Source organism: Albidovulum sp. (assembly GCF_041919395.1).
Taxonomy (GTDB): Bacteria; Pseudomonadota; Alphaproteobacteria; order Rhodobacterales; family Rhodobacteraceae; genus Albidovulum.
Window position 1 is genome coordinate 49,952 of sequence record NZ_JAYRTX010000001.1, and the last position, 22,845, is coordinate 72,796.

At 65.9% G+C, this 22,845-nt stretch carries 22 protein-coding genes; 17 read left to right on the top strand and 5 right to left on the bottom strand.

Translation table 11 applies throughout. The annotated features are described in order from the left end of the window. Positions 1-3: 3 nt before the first annotated feature. The 12 genes from ACMUOO_RS00270 to ACMUOO_RS00325 all read left to right on the top strand — a co-directional run bounded on the left by ACMUOO_RS00270 (position 4) and on the right by ACMUOO_RS00325 (position 11,049). Entirely contained in the window at positions 4-198 is a 195-nt protein-coding gene (locus ACMUOO_RS00270; RefSeq protein ID WP_291335765.1) for a hypothetical protein, read from the top strand. A gap of 226 nt (positions 199-424) precedes the next feature. Next, positions 425-619: a hypothetical protein gene (locus ACMUOO_RS00275; RefSeq protein WP_301919302.1), complete on the top strand. Its 195-nt coding sequence runs from the start codon at positions 425-427 to the stop codon at positions 617-619. Between the two features lie 231 nt (positions 620-850). Continuing rightward, a complete protein-coding gene (gene cpaB / locus ACMUOO_RS00280; protein ID WP_301919303.1) occupies positions 851-1,723 on the top strand; it encodes a Flp pilus assembly protein CpaB in 873 nt (290 codons plus the stop codon). 240 nt (positions 1,724-1,963) lie between these two features. Beyond that, complete coding sequence (locus ACMUOO_RS00285; protein ID WP_301919304.1) at positions 1,964-3,376, top strand: type II and III secretion system protein family protein; 1,413 nt, start codon at positions 1,964-1,966, stop codon at positions 3,374-3,376. 4 nt (positions 3,377-3,380) lie between these two features. Continuing rightward, entirely contained in the window at positions 3,381-4,061 is a 681-nt protein-coding gene (locus tag ACMUOO_RS00290; protein ID WP_413854652.1) for an OmpA family protein, read from the top strand. A 265-nt stretch (positions 4,062-4,326) separates the two neighbouring features. Beyond that, positions 4,327-5,577 (top strand): AAA family ATPase, encoded by a 1,251-nt coding sequence (locus ACMUOO_RS00295; RefSeq protein WP_301919306.1) that lies wholly within the window; start codon positions 4,327-4,329, stop codon positions 5,575-5,577. A gap of 27 nt (positions 5,578-5,604) precedes the next feature. Continuing rightward, complete coding sequence (locus tag ACMUOO_RS00300; protein WP_301919307.1) at positions 5,605-7,059, top strand: CpaF family protein; 1,455 nt, start codon at positions 5,605-5,607, stop codon at positions 7,057-7,059. Between the two features lie 5 nt (positions 7,060-7,064). After that, on the top strand, positions 7,065-8,033 hold the full coding sequence (locus ACMUOO_RS00305) for a type II secretion system F family protein (protein WP_301919308.1): 969 nt from the start codon (positions 7,065-7,067) through the stop codon (positions 8,031-8,033). 15 nt (positions 8,034-8,048) lie between these two features. Next, positions 8,049-9,035, top strand: coding sequence for a type II secretion system F family protein (locus tag ACMUOO_RS00310; RefSeq protein ID WP_301919309.1), 987 nt, complete (start codon positions 8,049-8,051; stop codon positions 9,033-9,035). Positions 9,036-9,039: 4 nt separating this feature from the next. Further along, a complete protein-coding gene (locus ACMUOO_RS00315) occupies positions 9,040-9,603 on the top strand; it encodes a tetratricopeptide repeat protein (protein ID WP_301919310.1) in 564 nt (187 codons plus the stop codon). Between the two features lie 26 nt (positions 9,604-9,629). Next, complete coding sequence (locus tag ACMUOO_RS00320) at positions 9,630-10,478, top strand: tetratricopeptide repeat protein (protein ID WP_301919311.1); 849 nt, start codon at positions 9,630-9,632, stop codon at positions 10,476-10,478. 4 nt (positions 10,479-10,482) lie between these two features. Further along, positions 10,483-11,049, top strand: a complete 567-nt coding sequence (locus ACMUOO_RS00325; protein ID WP_301919312.1) for a prepilin peptidase — start codon at positions 10,483-10,485, stop codon at positions 11,047-11,049. Here the strand turns inward: ACMUOO_RS00325 and ACMUOO_RS00330 are convergent. Beyond that, a complete protein-coding gene (locus tag ACMUOO_RS00330; RefSeq protein WP_301919313.1) occupies positions 11,019-12,641 on the bottom strand; it encodes a hypothetical protein in 1,623 nt (540 codons plus the stop codon). The genes ACMUOO_RS00325 and ACMUOO_RS00330 overlap by 31 nt on opposite strands. A gap of 146 nt (positions 12,642-12,787) precedes the next feature. Between ACMUOO_RS00330 and ACMUOO_RS00335 the strand changes: the two genes are divergently transcribed. The 5 genes from ACMUOO_RS00335 to ACMUOO_RS00355 are packed head-to-tail and all read left to right on the top strand — an operon-like array spanning position 12,788 to position 18,474. Next, on the top strand, positions 12,788-14,098 hold the full coding sequence (locus ACMUOO_RS00335) for an ATPase (protein WP_301919314.1): 1,311 nt from the start codon (positions 12,788-12,790) through the stop codon (positions 14,096-14,098). After that, positions 14,098-14,844: an NAD(P)-binding domain-containing protein gene (locus ACMUOO_RS00340; protein WP_301919315.1), complete on the top strand. Its 747-nt coding sequence runs from the start codon at positions 14,098-14,100 to the stop codon at positions 14,842-14,844. The genes ACMUOO_RS00335 and ACMUOO_RS00340 overlap by 1 nt, the downstream gene beginning before the upstream one ends. A 35-nt stretch (positions 14,845-14,879) precedes the next feature. Beyond that, positions 14,880-17,282: a ligase-associated DNA damage response DEXH box helicase gene (locus ACMUOO_RS00345; RefSeq protein ID WP_413854657.1), complete on the top strand. Its 2,403-nt coding sequence runs from the start codon at positions 14,880-14,882 to the stop codon at positions 17,280-17,282. 50 nt (positions 17,283-17,332) lie between these two features. After that, the gene (gene pdeM / locus ACMUOO_RS00350) at positions 17,333-18,040 is read left to right on the top strand and encodes a ligase-associated DNA damage response endonuclease PdeM (protein ID WP_301919317.1); all 708 of its coding nucleotides are present in this window, start codon (positions 17,333-17,335) and stop codon (positions 18,038-18,040) included. Then, positions 18,037-18,474: a PaaI family thioesterase gene (locus ACMUOO_RS00355; protein WP_301919318.1), complete on the top strand. Its 438-nt coding sequence runs from the start codon at positions 18,037-18,039 to the stop codon at positions 18,472-18,474. Before pdeM ends, ACMUOO_RS00355 begins: the two co-directional genes overlap by 4 nt. An 8-nt stretch (positions 18,475-18,482) precedes the next feature. On the opposite strand, the gene folD is transcribed toward ACMUOO_RS00355, so the two are convergent. The 4 genes from folD to ACMUOO_RS00375 all read right to left on the bottom strand — a co-directional run bounded on the left by folD (position 18,483) and on the right by ACMUOO_RS00375 (position 22,842). Then, complete coding sequence (folD, locus tag ACMUOO_RS00360; protein WP_301919319.1) at positions 18,483-19,373, bottom strand: bifunctional methylenetetrahydrofolate dehydrogenase/methenyltetrahydrofolate cyclohydrolase FolD; 891 nt, start codon at positions 19,371-19,373, stop codon at positions 18,483-18,485. 127 nt (positions 19,374-19,500) lie between these two features. Continuing rightward, positions 19,501-21,177, bottom strand: coding sequence for a formate--tetrahydrofolate ligase (locus ACMUOO_RS00365; RefSeq protein WP_301919320.1), 1,677 nt, complete (start codon positions 21,175-21,177; stop codon positions 19,501-19,503). Between the two features lie 266 nt (positions 21,178-21,443). Next, positions 21,444-22,061: an MOSC domain-containing protein gene (locus tag ACMUOO_RS00370; RefSeq protein WP_301919321.1), complete on the bottom strand. Its 618-nt coding sequence runs from the start codon at positions 22,059-22,061 to the stop codon at positions 21,444-21,446. Between the two features lie 4 nt (positions 22,062-22,065). Continuing rightward, the gene (locus ACMUOO_RS00375) at positions 22,066-22,842 is read right to left on the bottom strand and encodes a methyltransferase domain-containing protein (RefSeq protein ID WP_301919322.1); all 777 of its coding nucleotides are present in this window, start codon (positions 22,840-22,842) and stop codon (positions 22,066-22,068) included. Positions 22,843-22,845: the final 3 nt, after the last annotated feature.

Genomic DNA, 22,845 nt, shown 5'->3' on the forward strand with positions numbered 1-22,845 from the left:
GACATGAAACTGTTCAAGCTTGCGAAGAAGTTCAACAACGAGGAAGACGGCGCTGTGACCGTCGACTGGGTCGTGCTGACCGCCGCCGTCGTCGGCCTCGGCGTCGCCGCGCTCGCCGCGGTGAAGAAGGGCACGGGCTCGCTCACCACGAAGATCAACTCCTACCTCTCGAGCCAGTCGATCAACTCGACCTTCTGATCCGGCTCAGGACCAGGACGACTGCGAAACCGCGCCCAACCCGGGCGCGGTTTTCGTTTCGGCAACTGCAACCGATCGTTTCCAGATGCCGGCCGCCCTTGCGCGAAAAAGGACGACGAGTGCCCAAATCGTGCCATCTTGAGCGCCTTTACTGAACACAAGGGTCAAGGGCGAGACTTGTGCCGGCCGCCCGGATGCGGCGCCGCGAAAGACAACGGAGCGTGAAATGACGGTATTCAAGCGTAGCAAGCGGTTTCTCGCCAACGACGATGGCGCGGTCACCGTGGATTGGGTCGTGCTGACGGCAAGCGTGGTTAGTCTGGTGCTGGTCGCCATGGCCGGCCTCAAGGGCCAGATGACAAGCATCGGCCAGAAAACGGAATCCTGGCTTTCTTCCCAATCGATCAACACCACGTTCTGAGCGCCCGGCGCACAGGAGTGACAGGATCGGGCGCGCGGCAACGCGGCGCCCGATTTGCTGTCTCGGGAGAGACTTCCGGGGCAAATGTTTCCGAAGCAGAAGAAATTCCACCTATCGGGCGTGCTTTGACCACCATTTCGCCGTATTCGGTTAAGATATAAACCTTGATGAGGCAGGAGGCCCGATCCTGATGGGATCCGGACATCATGCCGATGGACGAAAGGAAGGACGATGCGTCTGGTATTTGCTCTGGTTCTGGTTCTGGGGGTCGCGCTTGCCGGCTTTGCCGTCTACATGGCGCAGGGCTTCATCGCCCAGACCCAGGCCGAACGCGACCGTCTTGCGGCCGAACAGGCGAATGCGCCGAAGCTCGTGAACGTTGTCGTTGCCAAGAGGGCGATGAAATACGGCGACCGCTTCACCCGCGACGACCTCGAGGTGATCAAGGTCCAAGAAGGCAAGACGCCCACCGGCATCTTCAACGCGGTGGTGGCCCCTCAGGGCGGCGACCCTGCGATCGTGCCGGTGTTCTGGGAAGGCGAAACCCGCCCCCGCGCCGCGCTGCGGAGCTATGAGCCGTTCGAACCGGTCCTTCTCGCAAAGATCACCGAACCCGGTATCGATGCCGGGATCAACGCCAATCTGTCCGCCGGGATGCGCGCCTTCGCCATCAACGTGGACGTGACCTCGGGCGTGTCGGGCTTCCTGCGACCGGGAGACCGGGTCGACGTATACTGGTCCGGCGCCGTCAATGGCCAGGACGTGGCGAAGCTCATCGACTCGGCCGTGCGCCTCATCGCGATCAACCAGAGTGCGGACGCCGACCGCAGCGAGGAAACGATGATCGCCCGCACCGTCACCGTCGAGGCCACGCCGGAGCAGGTCGCGGCGCTCGCGCTCGCCCAGCAGACCGGCCGGCTGACCCTCTCGCTCGTGGGCACCGGAGACGAGCAGAAGGTGGGCGCCATCGAGATCAACCGCAACACGCTTCTCGGCATCGTCGAGGAAGCCCCGGTCCAGGAGGTGGCGGCGCCGAAGGTCTGCACCATCCGCACCAACAAGGGTGGTGAAATCGTAGAGACCGTGATTCCCTGCACCAACTGACGCGGGCCGAAAGCCGCCATCCGTTATCCGCACCGGCCACAACATCAAGTGGCCGGTGCTGTCATTTCGCACCACAGATTCCCTTGTGTTGCCGGTTATCCACATAAGAACCCTGCGGCAACCGGTTGATTCTTGCAAAAAAAGCCCGCGTCCCGCATTCTGGCAGCAATATGGGCATCCAAGACCCGATCAACGGGCGCGAAGACCCATCCCAGAGGCGTGATCGGAGAGGCAGGTCACATGAGCATGAAAAGAACCCTTGCGGCGGGAATGCTGGGCGTTTCGCTCTGCACCGTCGCCGTCCCGGCCGCCCAAGCGGAAACCCTCAAGATCGTGAACGGATCGGCCACGAGCGCGCTGACGGTCCCGATGAACCGGGCGGTCGTCGTCGAATCCGACCAACCCTTCGCCGAGTTGTCGATCGCCAACCCAGGCATCGCCGACATCTCGACGCTGTCGGACCGGTCGATCTACGTCCTCGGCAAGGCGCCGGGGCGCACCACCCTTACGCTTCTTGCGCCGGACGGAAAGCTCATCACCAACGTCGACGTTCAGGTCTCGCTCGACGTGGCGGAGTTCAAGGAACGGCTGCAACAAATTCTACCCGGTGAAAACATCGAGGTCAGGACCGCGAACGACGGCATCGTGCTTTCGGGGGTCGTGTCCTCGACCGCGAAGCTCGATCGGGCACTCGACCTCGCCAAGCGCTATGCGCCCGACCGGGTGTCGAACCTGATGGTCGTCGGCGGCACCCAGCAGGTCATGCTGAAGGTCCGCTTCGCGGAGATGCAGCGTTCGGTCACCAAGCGACTGCAAACGAGTCTCGGCATACGCACCCCCGACCCGACACGGTCGGTCAACGTCGAGGCCGGCACGGGTGCAAACCTGAACGGCGCTGTCAGCGTCGCCGGCGGTGGCGGCTTCACGACGGCCCAGACCGGCGGCTTCGGCATCGGCTTCACGGGCGGAAGCGTCCAGTTCGGCATCCTGCTGGAAGCGCTCGAACAGAAAGGCCTTGTCAGAACCCTGTCGGAGCCGAACCTGACCGCGCTTTCGGGACAGGAGGCGGCATTCCTCGCCGGCGGCGAATATCCGATCCCTGTCGCCAGCGAGAACAACACCGTGACCGTCGAATACAAGCCGTTCGGCGTGGAACTCACGTTCAAGCCGGTCGTCGTGGATGATGACATCATCAACCTTTCGATCAACGCAGCCGTTTCGAGCATCGACACGACGATCCAGACGAGTGTCGGGACCGGTATCACCCTGAACGCCTTCAAGCGCCGCGAGGCGCAGACCACGGTCGAAATGCGCGACGGCGAGAGCTTCGCCATCGCGGGGCTCCTGCAGGACGACTTCACGGATTCGAACGGCCAGATCCCCTGGCTTGGCGACGTTCCGGTGCTCGGCGCGCTCTTTCGCAGCGCCGACTTCCAGCGCAACCAGTCCGAGCTCGTGATCATCATCACGCCGCACCTCGTGTCACCCACCCGGGGCGAGGCGCTGGCGCTGCCGACCGACCGCGTGAAGGCGCCCACCGAAGCCGAGCTCTTCCTCTTCGGCAAGACGGCCTCGACCGGGAAGTCGAAGGGCGCCATCGGCGAAGTGTCGAAGCAGGACTACAGCGGCTCCTATGGCTATGTGATGGAGTGAGACGATGCGAGCCAAGACAAGCCTTCTCCTCCTTTCGGCAAGCCTGACCGCTCTTGCGGCCTGCTCAAAGGAAACCAATATCGCCCGCACCTTCTATTCGGAGGCAGGTTCCGAGATCGAGACGCACGATTTCGGCAACGCGACGATGAACAACACGCTCATCCAGCAGGGCGAACGGTCCTATGTCATCGACCTGACGCGCCGCTTCGCGGCCGAGGTACCGAATACGGTCAACTTCGCCTTCGACAGCGCGGTTCTGGACGGCGAGGCCCAGCAGGCGCTGATGCGTCAGGCCGACTGGATCCGGCAATTCCCCGAGGTGCGCTTCCGCGTCTACGGCCATACCGACCTCGTGGGCTCGGACGCCTACAACAAGGGGCTGGGCCTGCGCCGAGCCAAGGCCGTCGTCGCCTTCCTGGCAAGCCAGGGCATCAGCCGGTCGCGGCTGGAAGCCGTCGCGTCCTTCGGCGAAACGCAGCCGCTCGTCTATGTCCAGACCGAAGAGCGGCGCAACCGCCGCACGGTCACGGAGGTGTCGGGCTTTGTCGCCAAGAACCCGCTGGTCCTCAATGGCAAGTACGCCGAGATCATCTGGCGCGAGTATGTGACCAGCGCAACCACGGCGCATACGGTGGACTCGGTCCAAGGCACCGCCGGTGCAGGGGGCGCCTCCACGGGCGGCTGACGCGCAAGTATCGCAAATTGTTTCCTGCGTTGGGCGGCCATTGGCAACAAAGGCCGCCCAACGCTTTTGATCGTCGCCGGATAACGCATAATTTCGGTATTTCGGCCCCAATATTGCCAAAGTTCTCCGGGATTTTCGCAACCTGGGAGTAATGGCGCGGCCATAAGGTCGTGCCGGGTGATGGACCGGGACCTGTAGCGACTTGACGACCAAGCACGATGCACAGGACGAGGCCCTCCATCCGCGTAATGAAGGACGTGTGGGAATGAGCAGCGTAGCCGCCTTGCAGCCGGAACCGGCACCGATCGTCGCGTGCACGATTTCGCGCGATGTCAGCAACTTCGACCTTCTGATCGAGGACATGGAAGTCGAGCTTGGCGAAAGCTGGGGCGATCTTTCGTTCGACGATGCGATCCTCTTCCTCAACCAGCCCGACGCGGACGCGCTCGAGTTTGTCGCCATCGCGGTCGATTCGGAGGACGAAAGCGACCTCGCCCGGATTTCCGGGATCATCTCGACCGCAAAGGAAAAGGGCGTGAAGGTCATCCTGATCGCCGAGGAGGTGAGCCCGATCGCGTTGCACCAACTGCTGCGGCTTGGCGCGGACGATTTCGTGCCCTATCCGCTTCCCGAGAACGCGCTTCATGACGCGATCGAGCGGCTGCACAAGGCGCCCGCGGTCGATCACACCCTGGCCGAAGAACCGGCGGCGCCGGCCTTCAAGCCGAAGGGCGACCGCGACGGCGTCATCCTGGCGGTCCACGGGCTCGCCGGCGGCACGGGCGCCACGACCTTCGCGGTGAACCTCGCTTGGGAACTGGCAACGATCCAGAAGGCGAACGGACCGCGGGTCTGCCTGCTGGATTTCAACTTCCAGTATGGCTCGGTCTCGACCTATCTCGACCTGCCGCGCCGCGAGGCCGTCTACGAGATGCTGTCCGACACCGCCTCGGTGGACAACGTGAGCTTCCTGCAGGCGCTTCTCAACTACAACGAGAAGATGCACGTCATGACGGCGCCGACCGAGATGCTGCCGCTCGACATCGTCACGTCTGAGGACATCAACCGCGTGCTCAACGTGGCGCGGGCGAATTTCGACTTCGTCGTGGTCGACATGCCCTCGACGGTCGTGCAGTGGACCGAGGCCGTGCTGAACCAGGCCCACATCTACTTCGCGACGATGGAACTCGACATGCGTTCCGCGCAGAACGCGCTGAGGATGATCCGCGCGCTGAAGGCGGAAGAGCTTCCCTTCGAGAAGCTGCGCTACGTGCTCAACCGCGCGCCGAAATTCACCGATCTGTCCGGCAAGGGCCGCGTGAAGCGCCTGGCGGAGAGCCTGGACATCACGATCGAGCTTCAGCTTCCCGATGGAACCAAGCAGGTGACGCAGTCGAACGACCACGGCCTGCCGCTGGCCGAAACCGCCGCCAAGAACCCGCTGCGGCGCGAGATCGCGAAGCTGGCGAAATCGATCTACGACCTCAACGTGGCCGCCGAAGCCGCGGCCGTCTGACCGCTGCCAGTCGAACCGGAGTAACCCATGTTTTCCCGCTTCAAGAAGCCCGATGGCGCCGGACCGACCACCGCCGCGCCGGCCGTGCAGACGCCGAAACCCGCCACGGTCGCCGCGCCCGAGGCGCACCGGCCCGTCGTCGCACGGCGCACAGGCCCCATGGCTGCCAATCCGGCCCAGGCGGTCGCCGCCGACAAGGAGAAGAAGCGCAAGGAGCGGATGGGCGAGCTGAAGGTCGAACTGCACAAGCGGCTGCTCGACAACCTCAACCTCGGCGCGCTCGAACATGCCTCCGAAACCGAACTCCGGCAGGAGATCGTCTCGATTACCACCGAGGCGCTGGAGGAGATGTCCGTCGTCCTCAACAAGGACGAACGCTCCTCTCTCTTCCAGGAGCTCTACCACGAGGTGATGGGCCTCGGTCCGCTGGAGCCCTTGCTGCAGGACGACACCGTGAACGACATCCTCGTGAACGGCCCGCAGCAGATCTTCGTCGAGCGTGCCGGGAAGCTCACGCTGACCGACATCACCTTCAAGGACGAACGCCACCTTCTGCGGATCATCGACAAGATCGTGTCCGCGGTCGGCCGGCGCGTCGACGAATCGAACCCCTATTGCGACGCCCGCCTTGCCGACGGATCGCGTTTCAACTGCATGGTGCCGCCGATCGCGGTGGATGGCTCGCTCGTCTCGATCCGGAAATTCAAGAAGGACAAGCTCGGCGTGGACGACCTCGTCCGCTTCGGCGCCTTCACCGAGGAGATGGCGGCCTATCTCCAGGCCGCCGTGGCGACCCGTCTCAACATCATCGTCTCGGGCGGTACAGGTTCCGGTAAGACCACCACGCTCAACGCGCTCTCGTCCTTCATCGACAACTCCGAACGCATCCTGACGATCGAGGACACGGCGGAACTCCAGCTCCAGCAGGTTCATGTCGGCCGGATGGAAAGCCGCCCCGCGAACGTCGAGGGCAAGGGCGCCGTCACCCAGCGCGACTGTCTGAGAAACGCGCTCAGGATGCGTCCCGACCGCATCATCGTCGGCGAAACCCGCGGCGAGGAAGTCATCGACATGCTCCAGGCCATGAACACCGGCCACGACGGGTCGATGACCACGATCCACGCCAACAGCGCGAGGGATGGTATCAGCCGTCTGGAAAACATGATCGCGATGGCGGGGATCGAGATGCCGATCAAGGCCGTGCGCAGCCAGATCGCCTCTGCCGTCAACCTCATCGTGCAGGCCTCGCGCCTGCAGGACGGCTCGCGCCGGATGACCTCGATCACCGAGATCACCGGCATGGAAGGCGACGTGATCTCGATGCAGGAAATCTTCCGCTACGAACGGCTCGGCCTTGCCCCCGACGGCAAGATCATCGGTCGCTTCACCGCGACGGGCGTCCGTTCGGCCTTTGCCGACCGCTTCCGCGCCTGGGGCTATGACCTTCCGGCGTCGATCTACGAACCCGTGGCCGCGGAGTAACGCGCATGATCATCAGCCCGACGCCCATCATCTACGGCCTGATCTTCATCGCCGTCCTCCTTCTCGTCGAGGGCATCTACCTCGTCGTCTTCGGCAAGTCGATTTCGCTCAACTCCAAGGTCAACCGCCGGCTTGATCTCCTGGAAAAGGGCGGACAGCGCGAGAAGGTGCTGGAACAGCTCCGCAAGGAGGCGAGCCAGCACCTGAAGGCCAAGGGCATCCCGCTCTACTCGATCCTCGCCACCAAGGCGCAGAAGGCGAATATCGCCTTCTCGCCGAAGGCCCTTATGGGCGTGATGGCGCTCCTCACGGTCGTGGCCTTCCTCGGGCTCAAGATCGGCACCTCGGCTTCGACACCCGTGCAGATCGCCGTCGCCATCGTCATGGGCGTGGGCGCGGTCTATTTCTGGATCAACCGCAAGGCCAAGAAGCGGATGGATCTTGTCGAGGAGCAGCTCCCCGACGCGGTCGAGCTGATGGTGCGCAGCCTCCGGGTCGGCCACCCGTTCTCGTCCGCCATCCAGATCGTCGCCAAGGAGGTTCCCGATCCGCTCGGCACCGAGTTCGGGATGATCGCCGACGAAAGCGCCTACGGCCGCGAAGTCTCCGACTCCCTGAAGGACCTCGCCGAACGGATGGACATGCAGGACCTGCGCTTCCTTGCCGTGGCCGTGACGATCCAGCAGCAATCGGGCGGCAACCTTGCCGAGATCCTCGACGGTCTCGCCAAGGTGATCCGTGCCCGCTTCCGGCTTTTCCGCCGCGTCCGCGCGATCACGGCCGAGGCGAAATGGTCGGGCATGTTCCTGTCTGCCTTCCCGCTGGTCGTGCTCGCGGTGATCCAGATCCTGAAACCCGACTATTTCGACACGGTAAAGGATACCTCGGCCTTCGTCCCGGCCGCGCTCATCGTCTTCACTTTCCTCGCCATCAACATCATCTTCATGAAGATGATGGTCAACATCAAGGTCTGAGGGGGCCTGACCGGAATGTTGTCCCAGATCAATGACTTCCTGATCGCCCAGATGGGTCCGTTGGGGCCGCTCTTCGCGGTCGGCGTGCTCGGCATCGCGCTCATGGCGATCGCGCTGCCGACCATGCTCAAGAAGCGCGCCGACCCCTTCTCCAGGTTGCGCGAAACCTCGAAGCCGACCGGGGAGAACCGCGTCCGAACGCTTGAGAAGAAGTCGCTGCGCGCCGGCCGCGGCAGCGACAAGCTCGACAAGTTCGCGCACTTCCTCGAACCCAAGACCGAGGAGGAGATGAGCACCTCCCGGCTGAAGATGACGCGCGCGGGTTACCGGTCCAAGACCGCCGTTCGCACCTTCCACGCCGTCCAGTTCATGCTGGGCATTGCCTTCCTCATCATCGGTGTCGTCTATGCCATTGTCGCCTCGGCCACGGGCGAAATCGCGACGACGACGCTGATCCTCGCGGTCGTCATGCCGGGCGCGATCGGCTACTACCTACCGAAATACTGGATCGAACGGCGCATTCAGACCCGTCAGGGCGAGATCCAGAACGGTTTTCCCGATGCGCTTGACATGCTTCTCGTCTGCGTGGAGGCCGGCCAGTCGCTCGACCAGGGCATCATCCGCGTGTCGAAGGAACTGAAGACCGGGTACCCGGCGCTGGCTGAGGAATTCGAGATCGTCGCCCAGGAGGTCAAGGCCGGCAAGGACAAGACCTCGGTCCTGCGCGCCTTCTCCGAACGCACGGGCGTGCCCGACATCGCCTCCTTCGTGACGGTGATGATCCAGTCGCAAACCTTCGGCACCTCGATTGCCGAGGCGCTCAGGATCTATGCCAGCGAGATGCGCGACAAGCGCGTGATGCGGGCCGAAGAGGCCGCGAACAAGCTTCCCACGAAGATGACGCTGGGCACGATGATGTTCACGGTGCCGCCGCTCCTCATCATCCTTGTCGGGCCCTCGGTTTACGATATGCTGCAGCTGTTCGCGAACTTCTCTCCCTGAGGCGATGGCTCTCCGCGTATCGGCCCTTCTTCTCGCAGCCGGGTTGCTGGCCGCCTGTCAGACAGGCGGCCAGCGCGTCTCTGAAGACTCCCCCTTCCCACCAGCGGGTCCCGTCAGGGGCGAAGAGTCGGTCGACGGTCTCATCGTCGGGCATCGGCTCATGGCTGCGGGCGAATATGAACTCGCGCTCAAGGCCTACTACCGAGCCGCGGGCGACCAGGGGATGACGGTCGATGTCCTCTCGGCGCTCGGCTCGGCCAACCTGCACCTCGGCAGGCTCGGCCAGTCCGAGCAACTGCTCCGCCGGGCCGTGAAGGAGGACGAGACCTTCGTGCCCGCCTGGAACAATCTCGGCGTCGTTCTCATGGAGCAGGGCAAGTATGCCGAAGCCTCCCGCGTCTTCCGGCTGGCCTTCGCGCTGGACAGTGGCCAAACGGACGCCATCCGCGAAAATCTCCGCCGTGCCCTCGCAAAAATCGAGAGTCCGTCATATGATCCTGTGAATAAGGGTGAATTCTCCCTGGTGAGGCGCGGGAACGGGCAATACCTGCTTCTCACCAAACATTGAGGCAAGAGCAGCAAAGGACGCATCAAATGCGCCACCCCATCCTGATTTCCCTCTGCCTGGCGGGGGTAACAGCGGTTTCCGCGTGCCAGAAGGCCACCGACGCCGAAGTCGACCGCGCGATCGAGGACGTGAACGTCATCGATGAAAGCAACCTCAACGATGTCATGCTGACGGTGGGCGACCCGAACGAGGCGGTCGTCTATTTCCAGAGGACCGCCGCGCAACATCCGGACCGCATCGACCTCAAGCGCGGGCTCGCCAAGTCGCTGGTGCGGGCCAAGAAACCGACCGAGGCCGCGCTGACATGGCGCGCGGTCGTGGACAGCGCAGAGGCCACAAACGAGGATCGCGTGGCGCTTGCCGACGCGCTCATCCGGGCCAATGAATGGGCCAAGGCCGAGGCCGAACTCAACATGATCCCCCCGACCTACGAGACCTACGAACGCTACCGGCTGGAGGCGATGGTCGCCGATGCCAACAAGAAATGGCAGAAGGCCGACAGTTTCTACGAGACCGCCTTCGGCCTCACGACACAACCCTCGTCGGTGCTGAACAACTGGGGCTATTCGAAACTCACGCGCGGCGATTTCCCCGGCGCGGAGAAGCTCTTTGCCGAGGCGCTGACCTACGACACCTCGAGCTTCACGACGAAGAACAACCTCGTCCTCGCCCGTGCAGCGCAACGCAAGTACGACATGCCGATGGTGACGATGACCCAGGCGGAGCGGGCCCAACTGCTCTATACGGCGGCGCTCACCGCCATCAAGCAGGGCGACGTCACGACCGGCAAGGGCCTTCTCGAAGATGCCGTGGACACGAGCCCGCAATATTTCGAGCAGGCCGCCCGCGCGCTCGAGACGCTGAACAACGGCTGACCCCATGCTGAACCCCTATCCGCCGACGAGCCCGGAGGCGGTAGCCTTCGCCTACAAGGTCTTCCTGCTGCTTTGTCTTCCGATCTGCGCCTGGGTTGCGTGGTCCGACCTGAAGTTCATGAAGATCCCCAACAAGGCGGTGATGGCGGTCGTCGCCGTCTTCGCCTTCGCGGGCTTCGTGCTGATACCGGCGGAGTTCTGGCTCTGGCGGTGGGTGAACCTCGTGGCCGTGCTCGCCATCGGGTTCGTCCTCAACGTCGCCGCGAACGTCGGCGCTGGCGACGCGAAATTCGCGGCCGCCGTCGCGCCCTACTTCGCGCAGCGGATCGAGCATCTCCAGATCGCGCTGGTCCTGCTCGCGGCCTTCCTCCTCGGCGCCTTTGCCGCCCATCGGCTGATGCGGGCCATCCCCGCCGTCCGGGCGGCAACTCCGGACTGGGTCAGTTGGCAGCGCAAGGATTTCCCGATGGGTCTCGCGCTGGTGGGCACCTTCGTCACCTACCTCGTCTTCCTGGCCTTCCCCGGCGTTCTCGCCGCAATTCAGGGGGCGATGGGTTCCATCAATATGTAAAGCGGCGTGCGGCGCACCTCGCGGAGCGTCCAGCCCGCCTCGTCAAAGGCCTTCAGCATCTCGGAGCGGAGCGAGAAGGCCATCGGGCAGAGGGGCACGACGACATAGTCGGCGTTCTCCGCCCCCGACAGGCCGCCATAGTACCAGGGCGCCGCGCCCTTCACGGGCTTGAAATCCCCGAACATCCAGTAGGCGGAATAGAGATCGGTGCCGAGAATCGAGCTGCCCGCGAAGCCGGCCGCTGTCAGGTCGTCGTCCACCAGTTCGAACCAGCCCGAAATCCCGCCCTCGATCTGACATTCGGGCAGCGTGTCGCCGTTCAGCACGGGCGGGTCCTCGCGCTTGGCGAGATCGCGGAAGGCGGCGAAGGGATCGCCCGGCTGGTCGTAGGGCTCCTTCAGGTTGACGGTGTAGAGCCGGCTCTCGGGCGTCCTGAGGTCGGCGTGCGCGGCCAGCCGCGGCAGAAGCGGTACCGTCTCTTCGGTCTCCGCCGCGAGGTGGCGCCAGGGGCTGAAGGCGAGGTTGATCGCCGAGGGCGCGCCGAAGCACAGCGCCGCAATGCCGGTGACCGTCAGCGCGGCGCGAAGGTCCCAGCCCATCCCGTTCGTCACGCCCGCCCCCGGACGCAGGAGGAAGGCGAAGAGCGCCATCATATAAAGCCACTGGGGATCGTTGCCGAAGTTCTGGTAAGCGACGTAGAAAAAGCCCGGCATGAGCAGGAGGAGCGCGAGCCCCTCGACCGCCCTTCCCGCCTGACGAAGAAAGATCACCGCGGCGATCAGTGCGAGGCTGCCGCCCATGTAGAGCGGCGCCACGATCACGTCGATGAAGCTTTCGCCCGGCGCCGCCCGCGTCTCTCCCGTCGCGACGGTCAGGAGGTCCTTCAGGTAGGCGGCCCAGAAGGCGGGACCGGCAAGTGCTGTCGTCAGGGTCGCCACGCCGAGCCCGGCGATCAGCGCCGCCGCGATCATCGTGCCCTGCCGCCGGGCCAGGAGCGCCACCGCGATGCCCGGCGCGAAGGCGGCGAAATACGTCACCTTCATGAGCACGAGAACCGCCATCCCGAGCCCGATCAGGGCCCCGTCCAGCCACGGTCGCGGCCGGCCGAGGGGCGCCAGAACGGCAAGGGGAATGACAGTGTAGCTGACCGCCCAGGCCCAGCGGTTGTAGTGCATCGAGATCGAGACCGAGCTTTCCGCCTCGCCGTGCACGAGCGCCAGGCAGAGGAGCATGACGAAGCCGCCGTAGGCCCAGGGCCAGGGCCCCGTCATCCGGCTCGTTGCCACACGCAGGACGGCCGGGAGGAGCAGCACCGCGACGAGGATCTGGGAATAGAAGATCGCATGCCCGATCCCCGCGCCGGCCTTGACGAAGACGGCGATCGGCGCGATGGCGAGCACACCGATCGGCGTCATGAAATCGAGATGCGGCCACTCGCCCCGCGCCATCCTAAGCACAAGCTCGGCCAGGTGCAGCGTGTCGCCCTCGTGCTTCTCCAGGTAGAGGGCGCCCTTCAAGAGTGGCACCCCGCCAAGAATGACGATCGCGAGGGCGAGGAAGGCCGTGAGAGCGGCGGTCCGGGGTCTGCTCATTCGTGCCTCTTCAGCGGAATTGTTTCCTTCTTTTGGCCACAATACCTCGGCAAAGTCGCGCTGTGAATCCCAAGGCGGCGGGCACGGGCGCTTTTGCGTGCGGGTGTCTCTGACCGCCGCCCGAACCGCCGCAGAGGTCCCGCCAGATGAACATGCAGGTGCCCAACGTCATTGCACCGACGCCGCCCCGGTCGCTCGGTGACACTGGCCTTTCCGTGGTGATGATGCGCGACATCCTTCTCAAGACGATGTTCCGCATGAACCTTGAAACGGTCTCGGAAATCTCGCGTCAGATCGCACTGCCGATCCCGGCCACGCAGGAACTGATAGACCTTGCGCGCAGCCAGAAGCTGCTGGAAGCGACCGGCACGCTGCACGCGAACTCCGGCGGAGAGATGGGATACCAGCTCGCAGATGCCGGCAAGGCACGCGCACTCGATGCGCTCAGCCAGTCGGAATACTACGGCGCCATGCCCGTGCCGCTGGAGATGTACCGCGAACAGGTGAAGAAGCAGTCGATCCGCAACATCCAGATCACGCGCCAGCGCCTGACCTCGGCGATGGGCCACCTGATCCTGCCCGACGAGCTTCTCGACCACCTCGGACCGGCCGTCGGCGCGGGCCGGTCGATCCTGATGTACGGGCCGCCGGGCAACGGCAAGTCCTCCATCTCGAACGGCATCCGCGACGCGATCGGCGACAAGATCTACATCCCGAAGGCCATCGAATACGCGGGCCAGGTCATCACCGTCTACGACCCGATCGTGCATTCGGCCGCGCAAGCATCCGAGGACGATCCGACAGCACTCCGCCGCTCGTCGAACCGCTTCGACAATCGCTACGTTCTCTGCGACCGGCCGACGGTGATCACCGGCGGTGAACTCTCGCTAGACATGCTCGACCTCACCTACAACCCGACGGCGCGGACCTACACCGCGTCCCTGCAGATGAAGGCGACCGGCGGCGTGTTCATCATCGACGACCTCGGGCGTCAGGCCGAGCCGCCGCAGAAGATCGTCAACCGCTGGATCGTTCCCCTGGAGGAAAGCCGCGACATCCTCGCGCTCCAGTCCGGCGAGAAGTTCGAGGTGCCCTTCGACACGCTCGTGATCTTCTCCACGAACTTCCACCCGAACGAGATCTTCGACAAGGCGGCCCTTCGCAGGATCTTCTTCAAGATCAAGATCGACGGCCCGAACCAGGAGATGTTCCTGAAGATCTTCGCGATGGTGGCCAAGAAGAAGAAGGTTCCGCTTGACGAAAGGGCGCTTATTCACTTGCTCAAGGTGAAGTATCCGACGATCAGCAACGTCTATGCGAACTATCAGCCGGTGTTTCTCATCGACCAGATGATCGCGATTTGCAATTTCGAGGGGATTCCGTACCAGATGACCCCTGATCTCATTGACCGTGCCTGGGCGAACATGTTCGTCCGCGACGAGAAGATCATACACTGATGGGCGGGCTTGGCATCGCCGGTTCGGGCCGCGTCGCGCGGGTGTTCCGCGCACGTCTGGCTGCTGCCGGCCTCGCGCCCGGCGCGGCCGGCGCCGACCTTGCGGCGCTCAGGACACTGCTCCTGGTGCCGTCCGACATCGGCGACTGCGAAAGCCTCCTCTTCGAGGCCGAGGCTTTCGCGAAGAAAGCCCCTGCGCTCCAGACCATCGTCCTCGCCGCCACCCTCTCGCCCCGCTACGTGCGGGCGCTGAGGGGCCGCATCCGGGCCGAGGTGACGCTTGTCGATGCGCCCTTCACCGGGGGCCTCCGCGCGGCCGAAGAGGGGCGCCTGACCTTCTTCCTCGGCGGCCGGAGGGAGGACATCGAGAGGCTCGGCCCCCTGTTCGACCGGCTCGCCACAAAGGCGATCCGCATGGGCGGCTTCGGCGCGGGCATGGCGGCGAAGGTGATGAACGACTTCCTCGCCGCGTCGTCCAACGCGATGACACGCATCGCTCTCGACTGGGCAGAGGCGCAGGGGATCGACGAGGCGCGGCTTCTCGATGTCGCGGGCGAGACGCTGCCGGGACTGACGGGCGCAGGGCTTGACGCCGCGGATCATGGTCAGGGCGGCGACGATTGCGTGATCGCCCTTGTCCGCGAGGTGGAGATCGCGCTCGACAACGCACTCGCCGGCGCGCATCTGACGCCGCCCCGGGCGCTGGAGGACGTGTTCCGCGGCCTGAGGCAGCGCCACCTGCACTGACTTGCAAGCGTCCGGCGCGGGCATAGATTGGGGCCATGTGCCCCCTGCCCGCCCCGTTTCACGACTGGTTCGCAACCCGCGGCTGGCAGGTCCATCCCCACCAGCAGGCGCTGCTCGACCGCGCCGACGCTCCGTCCCTCCTTCTCGTCGCGCCGACCGGCGGCGGCAAGACGCTCGCGGGGTTCCTGCCCTCGCTCGTGGAACTCGCCGCCGGCAACCGGCCGGGACTTCACACGCTCTACATCTCGCCCCTGAAGGCGCTCGCCGCCGACATCCGCCGCAACCTCACCCGGCCGGTCGAGGAGATGGGCCTTCCGGTCCGGATCGAGGATCGCACCGGCGACACTACCTACACGCGCCGCCGACGTCAGCGCGCGGACCCGCCGCACATCCTCATCACCACGCCTGAAAGCCTCGCGCTTCTGCTCAGCTACGAGGATGCGCCGCGCATCTTCGCGGGCCTCTCGCGCGTCATCGTCGACGAGGTCCATGCGCTCGCGGAGTCGAAGCGCGGCGACCAGCTCATGCTGTGCCTCGCCCGGCTCAACCGGCTCGCGCCGGGTTTGCGCCGGGTGGGCCTGTCGGCGACGGTGGAGGACCCCGCCGCCATCGCCCGCTTTCTGGCCCGCCATCCCGATCCCTGCGCAATCGTCCATGCCGACCCCGGCCCGGATCCCGATATCGCCATGCTGGCGACCGAAGCGCCGCCACCCTGGGCCGGCGGCGGCGGGCGCTACGCCATCCCCGAAGTACTGGCTGAGGTGCGCCGCCACCGCATCACGCTCATCTTCCACAACACCAGGGCGCAAGCGGAGCTCTTCTTCCGTGACCTCTGGATGGCAAACGAGGAGATGCTGCCGATCGCGATCCACCACGGCTCGCTCGCGCGGGAGGCGCGCGAGAAGGTGGAGGCCGCGATGGTCCGGGGCGATCTGCGCGCGGTGGTCTGCACCGGCTCGCTCGACCTCGGCATCGACTGGGGCGACGTGGACCTCGTGATCCAGGTCGGCGCGCCGAAGAACGTGAAGCGGCTCGTCCAGCGGATCGGCCGGGCCAACCACCGTTACAACGCACCCTCGAAGGCGCTTCTGGTGCCCGCGAACCGCTGGGAGGTCGTTGAATGCCAGGCCGCGCTGGAGGCGGTGCGGGACCACGACCTCGACGGCGATCCGCGCGGTCCGGGGCCGCGCGACGTGCTCTGCCAGCACATCCTGATCGCCGCCTGTTCCGGCCCGTTCGAGGCCGATGCGCTTTTCGCCGAGGTTACGGACGCCGGCCCCTATGCTGCCCTCACCCGGACGGAGTTCGATGCCTGCCTCGACTTCTGCGCCACCGGCGGGTACGCGCTGAAGGCCTATGACCGCTGGCAGCGGCTGATTCTCAGGGACGGGCACTGGACGCTTCGCGACCCCCGCGCCGCGCGCGACATCCGGATGAACCTCGGCACGATCACCGACGCCGAGATGGTGAAGGTGCGCTGGCAGAACCGGCTTGGGGGGGCGCCGCTTGGCGAGGTGGAGGAAAGCTTCGCCTCCACTCTCACGCCCGGCGAGACATTCCTCATCGGCGGGCAGGTCGTGCGCTACGTGGGACTGCGCGAGATGGCGCTGGAGGTGGCACCCGCGCCGGGACGGGAGCCGAAGATTGCCGTCTACTCGGGCACCAAGTTCTCCACCTCCACCCAGCTTTCCGAACGCATCCTCCGGATGCTCGGGCAGGACGCTTGGCCGGACCTGCCGCGCGCAACGGCGGAGTGGCTTTCGCTTCAGCGCGAGGTCTCGCGCCTGCCCGTCCCCGACCGTCTGCTGGTCGAGACCTTTCCGGCCGAGGGCCGCGCCCATCTCTGCGCCTACGGCTTCATGGGCCGTGCCGCGCAGCAGACGCTCGGCCTGCTCCTGACCAAGCGGATGGAGGATGAAGGGCTGCATCCCCTCGGCTTCGTCTCAACGGATTACGCGACGCTGATCTGGGGGCTCGACGAGGTGCCTGATCCGGCCGCGCTCTTCGACCGCGCGCGGCTGCGCCAAGGGCTCGAGGGCTGGCTTGCGGGCAATGCCGTGATGAAGCGCACCTTCCGCAACGTCGCCATCGTCGCCGGACTCATCCAGCGCAACCATGCCGGTGCGCGGAAATCCGGCAGGCAGGCCACCTTTTCGTCGGACATCCTCTACGACACACTGCGGCGCTTCGATCCCGATCACCTTCTCCTGCAGGTCACGCGCGAGGAGGCGATGCGGGGGCTCGTCAGCTTTGCGCGGATCGAGGAGTTGCTCACGCGTGTCGGGGGCCGCGTCGACCACCTGAGGCTTGCGCGCGTGACACCGCTCGCGGCCCCCCTCTTCCTCGAACACGGGCGGGTTCCCGTGGAAGGGGCCGCACGAGAGCGGCTGGTGGAGGAGACGGCGGCGCGCCTCATGGCCGAGGCGGGGCTTGGCTGACGGCGGAAAGGGGAGTTGCGTTTTGCCTTGCCGCACGGCAGGAACAAGCCATGAACGGCTATGACTTCGATCTGGCAGGGGCACGGCTTTCGGCCCTGCCCACCGGGGCGCTCTTCTGGGCCGCCGAGGGCTGCCTTGCCGTATCGGACCTGCATCTCGGCCGGTCGGAGCGCTATGCCCGCCGCGCGGGCGCGCTTCTGCCGCCCTACGAGGTCGAGGACACGCTGGCGCGGCTCGACGCCGACATCGCCGCGTGCCGACCCCGGACGGTGATCTGCCTCGGCGACAGTTTCGACGATGCCGAGGCGGCCGCACTCGACGAGAGGGCGGCACTCTGGCTCGCGCGGATGATGGCGGGGCGGCGCTGGATCTGGATCGCGGGGAACCACGATCCCGGCCCGGTCACGTTCGCAGGAGAGCTCCGGGCGGAGCTGGCGCTGGGGCCGCTCGTCTTCCGGCATGCGGCGGTTCGGGGGGCCTCGGTTCGGGGGGGCTCGGTTCGGGGGGGCTCGGTTCGGGGGGCGCCGGGCGAGGTCTCGGGGCATTTCCATCCCAAGGTCAGGATTGCCGGGCGCGGCATACCCTGCTTTCTTGTCGACCGGCAGCGGGCGATCCTGCCGGCCTACGGGACCTACACGGGCGGGCTTTCCGCCGGAGACGCCGCGATTTGCGGCCTGATGGGGTCAGGCGCTCTCGCCATCCTCACCGGCCGGACGGCCCGGCCGATGCCGATGCCAAGGGGGCGGAACGGGCAATGATCGAAACGGTCGATGCGGCCATCGCGGCGAAGATCCGGGACAGTTTCGCCCGGCAGAGCCTGATGGCGACCTTCGGCGCGGCACTTGCCGAGGTCGCCCCCGGACGGGTCGTGATCGCAGCACCGATCCTCGATCTGGCCTGCCAGCAGCACGGGTTCGGCCATGCCGGCCTGACCTTTGCGCTGGGCGACAGCGCGGCGGGATATGCCGCGCTCACGCTGATGCCGCTTCCGGCGGAGGTGCTGACCGTCGAGATGAAGATCAACCTCATCGCACCCGCGTCGGGCGAACGGCTGATCGCAACGGGGCGCGTGGCGAAGGCCGGGCGTCGCCTGACCGTCGTCACCGCAGAGGTCGAGGCAGAGGTCGCGGGGGCGCGCAGGACAGTCGCCCTTCTGCAGGGCACCATGCTGCCGGTCGAACCGGGCGCGTAGTCCGGGGCTCAGGCGGTCAGGCCCTCGGGCTCGGCCAGCCCGTGGGCGCGGCAGGCGGCGGTGACGGTGTTGGCCAGCAGGCAGGCGATGGTCATCGGTCCGACGCCGCCCGGAACCGGCGTGATCGCTCCGGCCACCTTCACGGCGCTGTCGTAGTCCACGTCGCCGACGAGCACGGTCTTGCCTCCGCGCTCGATCCGGTTGATGCCGACGTCGATGACTGTGGCGCCGGGCTTGACCCAGTCGCCGGGAACCATCTCGGGCCGGCCGACCGCCGCCACGAGGATGTCGGCCCGGCGGCAGACGGCGCCGAGATCCTTCGTGCGGCTGTGCGCGATCGTCACCGTGCAGCTGTCGCCGAGAAGCAGTTGCGCCATAGGCTTGCCGACGATGTTCGACCGCCCGACGACCACGGCCTCCATGCCCGCGAGCGACCCGTGGTGGTCGCGCAGCATCATGAGGCAGCCCAGGGGCGTGCAGGGCACCATCGCCTTCTGCCCGGTGCCGAGGAGGCCGACGTTGGAGATGTGGAACCCGTCCACATCCTTCGCGGGCTCGATGGCGTTGATCACAAGATCGGAGTTCAGATGCTTCGGCAGCGGCAGTTGCACGAGGATGCCGTTCACCGCAGGGTCGGCATTGAGCCGGCCGATGAGCGCCAGCAGCTCCGCCTCGGAAGTGTCGGCGGGCAACTTGTGCTCGTAGGAGTTCATCCCGGCCTCGACCGTGGACTTGCCCTTCGACCGGACATAGACCTCGCTCGCGGGGTCTTCACCGACGAGGACCACCGCGAGTCCCGGCGTGATCCCGTGCTCTTCCTTCAGCCGCGCGACGTGCTTGGCGACCTCGCCGCGCACCTTCGCGGCAAAGGCTTTCCCGTCGATGATCGTGGCCGTCATGTCATTTCCCTTCCCATGCCTTCCGGGGCGTCCGATCTGCCGCCGCGCGGCCCGCGCGCCCGCGAAGGGCCGCGCGGGATGCGGGCGGCCGTGGGGGCTCGATGCCCCTGCGGCCGCCCATTGTCACTCAGAAAAGCCCCTCGACGTCGCCCTCGGCATTCAGCCGGATCACCTCGGCCGACGGGACCTTCGGCAGGCCCGGCATGGTCATGATCTCACCGCAGATCACCACGATGAAACCCGCACCGGCGCTCAGCCGCACCTCACGGACGGGGACCGAGTGTCCCGTCGGTGCGCCGCGCAGGTTCGGGTCGGTCGAGAATGAGTACTGCGTCTTCGCCATGCAGATCGGCAGGTGTCCATAGCCAGCCGCCTCCCAGGCCTTGAGCTGGTCACGGATCGACTTGTCGGCAATCACCTCGTCAGCGTGGTAGATGCGCTTGGCGATGGTGTCGATCTTCTGGAAGAGGCCCATCTCGTCGGGATAGAGCGGCGCGAAATTCGCGCTGCCGCTCTCGGCGAGGCTCACCACCTTCTTCGCCAGATCCTCGATCCCGGCCGAGCCGTTTGCCCAGTGCTTGCAGAGGATGGCCTCGGCGCCCTGTTCGGCGACATAGGCCTTCACAGCCTCGACCTCGGCGTCGGTGTCGGAGTAGAAGTGGTTGATTGCCACCACCACCGGCACGCCGAACGACTTCACGTTGGCAATGTGGCGGCCAAGGTTCGGGCAACCCTTCTTCACGGCATCCACATTCTCCGCGCCGAGATCCGCCTTGGCCACCCCGCCGTTCATCTTCATCGCGCGGACCGTGGCGACGATCACCGCCGCGGCAGGTTTCAACCCGGCCTTGCGGCACTTGATGTCGAAGAACTTCTCGGCGCCGAGGTCTGCGCCGAAGCCCGCTTCGGTCACGACATATTCGCCGAGTTTCAGCGCCGTCGTCGTGGCGATCACCGAGTTGCAGCCGTGGGCGATGTTCGCAAAGGGGCCGCCGTGGACGAAGGCGGGGTTGTTCTCCAGCGTCTGCACGAGGTTAGGCTGCATCGCGTCCTTCAGGAGGACGGTCATCGCGCCGTCTGCCTTGACGTCGCGACAGTAGACCGGCGACTTGTCCCGGCGATAGGCCACGACGATGTCGCCCAGACGTTTCTGCAGGTCGTTCAGGTCCTTCGACAGGCACAGGATCGCCATGACCTCGGAGGCCACCGTGATGTCGAAACCGGTCTGCCGCGGGAAGCCGTTCGCAACGCCGCCAAGGCTAACGACGATGTCCCTCAGCGCTCGGTCGTTCATGTCCATCACCCGGCGCCACACCACACGGCGCTGGTCGATGTCGAGTTCGTTGCCCCAGTAGATGTGGTTGTCGATCATCGCGCTGAGGAGGTTGTGCGCCGAGGTGATCGCGTGGAAGTCGCCGGTGAAGTGAAGGTTCATCTCCTCCATCGGCACCACCTGCGCATGGCCGCCGCCCGCAGCGCCGCCCTTCATCCCGAAATTCGGGCCGAGGCTCGCCTCGCGGATGCAGACCACGGCCTTCTTGCCGATACGGTTCAGACCGTCGCCGAGGCCCACCGTCGTCGTCGTCTTGCCCTCGCCAGCCGGCGTCGGGTTGATCGCCGTCACAAGGATCAGCTTGCCGTCGGGACGGCCCTTCAGCGAGGCGATGAACTCCTGGCTGACCTTGGCCTTGTCGTGGCCGTAGGGCAGCAGATGCTCCGTCGGAATCCCCAGTCGGGTGCCGATCTCCTGGATCGGCTTCTTCTTCGCTTCGCGTGCGATTTCGATGTCGGTCTTGAATGCCATGTCTCGCATCTCTCCATGCAGGCCGCCGCCCCGGGCGTGCTTGCCCCGGTTTATAGCCTCGCGCGGCACCGGCAAGAGGCGAGTTTGCGACGAAATCGGTGGAATATGCGCCAGTCTGCAGTTCGGATGCGACACGACTGCCGAAGATCGACTCGGAACTTCAACGGCCTGCCCCGCGTTTTCAGCTTGCAACGACACCGGAAGGAGACGGGCAATGCAGACTGCCGCACTCATCGTCAACGCCGCTTTCGCGCTGGGCCTCGCGCTCAGCTCCGCGTTCTGGATCCTGCTTTGACCCGCCCGCAGCCGGGCGCCCAGGCGGGCTGGTCCGGGACATGCAGCCTGAGCCTCTCTCCGAGGCAGAGCCGCCCCTCGCGCTCAACCCAGGCGGTGACCCCGCGCCGACCTTTGGCAGCCGCCCGGAAGAGGCTTCCCTTGCCCGGCAGCGCGTCCTCGATCACAGGCGCCGGCAGCATGCAGGCCCGGTTCTCCATGTCCACCACGAGCGTCGCCCCGCCCTCTGCCTGCAACCGCGAGGACGGCGGCACATGGCTGAAATCCGCGATCCCCTCGATCACGAGGCTGGCGCCGAGCCAGGCCGGGTCGAACTCGCTGACCGACATGGCGGCCGCGATCGCGGCGATTTCCTCGACCGACAGGATGGATATCTGGCGCGTGTTGCGGATCTCGGTGCCCTTGCGATGCTGCGCCGCCACGCGCGAACAGGACGCGCGCGTCAGCCCGGAATGCGCTTCGCCGGTGATGCCCGCGAAGGTAAGTTCGACTGCCGGCACCGGGACGGCGGCGAGCCCCGCCGCGCGGTCGGGCACGCGCCCGAGCCAGCGCACCGTCGCCACATGATCCGTGGGGCGCAGCGCCGGCACGATTTCAGACCGTGAGCGTGAAGAACACGCGCCGGAACGGAAAGAGCACCGCGCCGTCCGCCTCCACCGGGTAGGCCGAGCCAAGGGCGGCGTCGTAGCGCTCCACGTACTCTGCCGCCTCGGCGGCAGTAAGCCGGTCGAGATAGGGGCGCATCGCGGTGGACTCGGTGAAACGACGGACCGGATGCCCCTTGGCCACGGGATCGAGCCGCTGCACATAGTCGGTTTCCCAGACGTCCACGCGACCGAGTTTCGACAGCATCCGGTGATACACCACCGGCGGGGCGACGGGTGGCGACCACGCGCCCGGATCGAACCGGTCGGGGAACATCTCGGCCGCGAAGTCGCGCAGGAACCGGTGGGAAGGCGCGCCAAACTGGCGCGGCATCTGGACGGCGAGCACCCCACCGGGGACAAGCTCAGCGGCCAGGCGCGGCAGAAGCGCATCGTGCCGGGGCAGCCATTGCAGCGCCGCATTCGAGAAGACGAGCGACACCGGGCCCTCGGCCGTCCACTCCGCGGCATCGGCGCGGATGAGCGCGTCATAGGCGCCGGCCTTTCGTGCCGCGTCCAGCATCGCCGGCGAAGTATCTAGGCCGACGACCCGCCGCGCCAGACCGAATCGCGTCCGCAGCGCAGGTCCCGCGGCACCATTGCCGCATCCGAGGTCTATCACATCGCCTTCGGGCAGTGCGCCGACCCGTGCAAGCAGGTCGAGCGCGGGCCTGAGGCGCAGGTCACCGAAGCGCGCGTAACTCTGCGGGTCCCAGTCGCTGGCCACATT

What these genes read in the sequence shown, in the direction of transcription:
- ACMUOO_RS00365 (WP_301919320.1), bottom strand. Translation starts at nt 21,177, where the DNA reads ATGGCATTCAAGACCGACATCGAAATCGCACGCGAAGCGAAGAAGAAG.
- ACMUOO_RS00320 (WP_301919311.1), top strand. Translation starts at nt 9,630, where the DNA reads ATGCGCCACCCCATCCTGATTTCCCTCTGCCTGGCGGGGGTAACAGCG.
- ACMUOO_RS00330 (WP_301919313.1), bottom strand. Translation starts at nt 12,641, where the DNA reads ATGAGCAGACCCCGGACCGCCGCTCTCACGGCCTTCCTCGCCCTCGCG.
- pdeM (WP_301919317.1), top strand. Translation starts at nt 17,333, where the DNA reads ATGAACGGCTATGACTTCGATCTGGCAGGGGCACGGCTTTCGGCCCTG.
- ACMUOO_RS00300 (WP_301919307.1), top strand. Translation starts at nt 5,605, where the DNA reads ATGTTTTCCCGCTTCAAGAAGCCCGATGGCGCCGGACCGACCACCGCC.
- ACMUOO_RS00345 (WP_413854657.1), top strand. Translation starts at nt 14,880, where the DNA reads ATGTGCCCCCTGCCCGCCCCGTTTCACGACTGGTTCGCAACCCGCGGC.
- folD (WP_301919319.1), bottom strand. Translation starts at nt 19,373, where the DNA reads ATGACGGCCACGATCATCGACGGGAAAGCCTTTGCCGCGAAGGTGCGC.
- ACMUOO_RS00285 (WP_301919304.1), top strand. Translation starts at nt 1,964, where the DNA reads ATGAGCATGAAAAGAACCCTTGCGGCGGGAATGCTGGGCGTTTCGCTC.
- ACMUOO_RS00335 (WP_301919314.1), top strand. Translation starts at nt 12,788, where the DNA reads ATGAACATGCAGGTGCCCAACGTCATTGCACCGACGCCGCCCCGGTCG.
- ACMUOO_RS00340 (WP_301919315.1), top strand. Translation starts at nt 14,098, where the DNA reads ATGGGCGGGCTTGGCATCGCCGGTTCGGGCCGCGTCGCGCGGGTGTTC.
- cpaB (WP_301919303.1), top strand. Translation starts at nt 851, where the DNA reads ATGCGTCTGGTATTTGCTCTGGTTCTGGTTCTGGGGGTCGCGCTTGCC.
- ACMUOO_RS00275 (WP_301919302.1), top strand. Translation starts at nt 425, where the DNA reads ATGACGGTATTCAAGCGTAGCAAGCGGTTTCTCGCCAACGACGATGGC.
- ACMUOO_RS00355 (WP_301919318.1), top strand. Translation starts at nt 18,037, where the DNA reads ATGATCGAAACGGTCGATGCGGCCATCGCGGCGAAGATCCGGGACAGT.
- ACMUOO_RS00315 (WP_301919310.1), top strand. Translation starts at nt 9,040, where the DNA reads ATGGCTCTCCGCGTATCGGCCCTTCTTCTCGCAGCCGGGTTGCTGGCC.
- ACMUOO_RS00290 (WP_413854652.1), top strand. Translation starts at nt 3,381, where the DNA reads ATGCGAGCCAAGACAAGCCTTCTCCTCCTTTCGGCAAGCCTGACCGCT.
- ACMUOO_RS00310 (WP_301919309.1), top strand. Translation starts at nt 8,049, where the DNA reads ATGTTGTCCCAGATCAATGACTTCCTGATCGCCCAGATGGGTCCGTTG.
- ACMUOO_RS00295 (WP_301919306.1), top strand. Translation starts at nt 4,327, where the DNA reads ATGAGCAGCGTAGCCGCCTTGCAGCCGGAACCGGCACCGATCGTCGCG.
- ACMUOO_RS00305 (WP_301919308.1), top strand. Translation starts at nt 7,065, where the DNA reads ATGATCATCAGCCCGACGCCCATCATCTACGGCCTGATCTTCATCGCC.
- ACMUOO_RS00325 (WP_301919312.1), top strand. Translation starts at nt 10,483, where the DNA reads ATGCTGAACCCCTATCCGCCGACGAGCCCGGAGGCGGTAGCCTTCGCC.
- ACMUOO_RS00270 (WP_291335765.1), top strand. Translation starts at nt 4, where the DNA reads ATGAAACTGTTCAAGCTTGCGAAGAAGTTCAACAACGAGGAAGACGGC.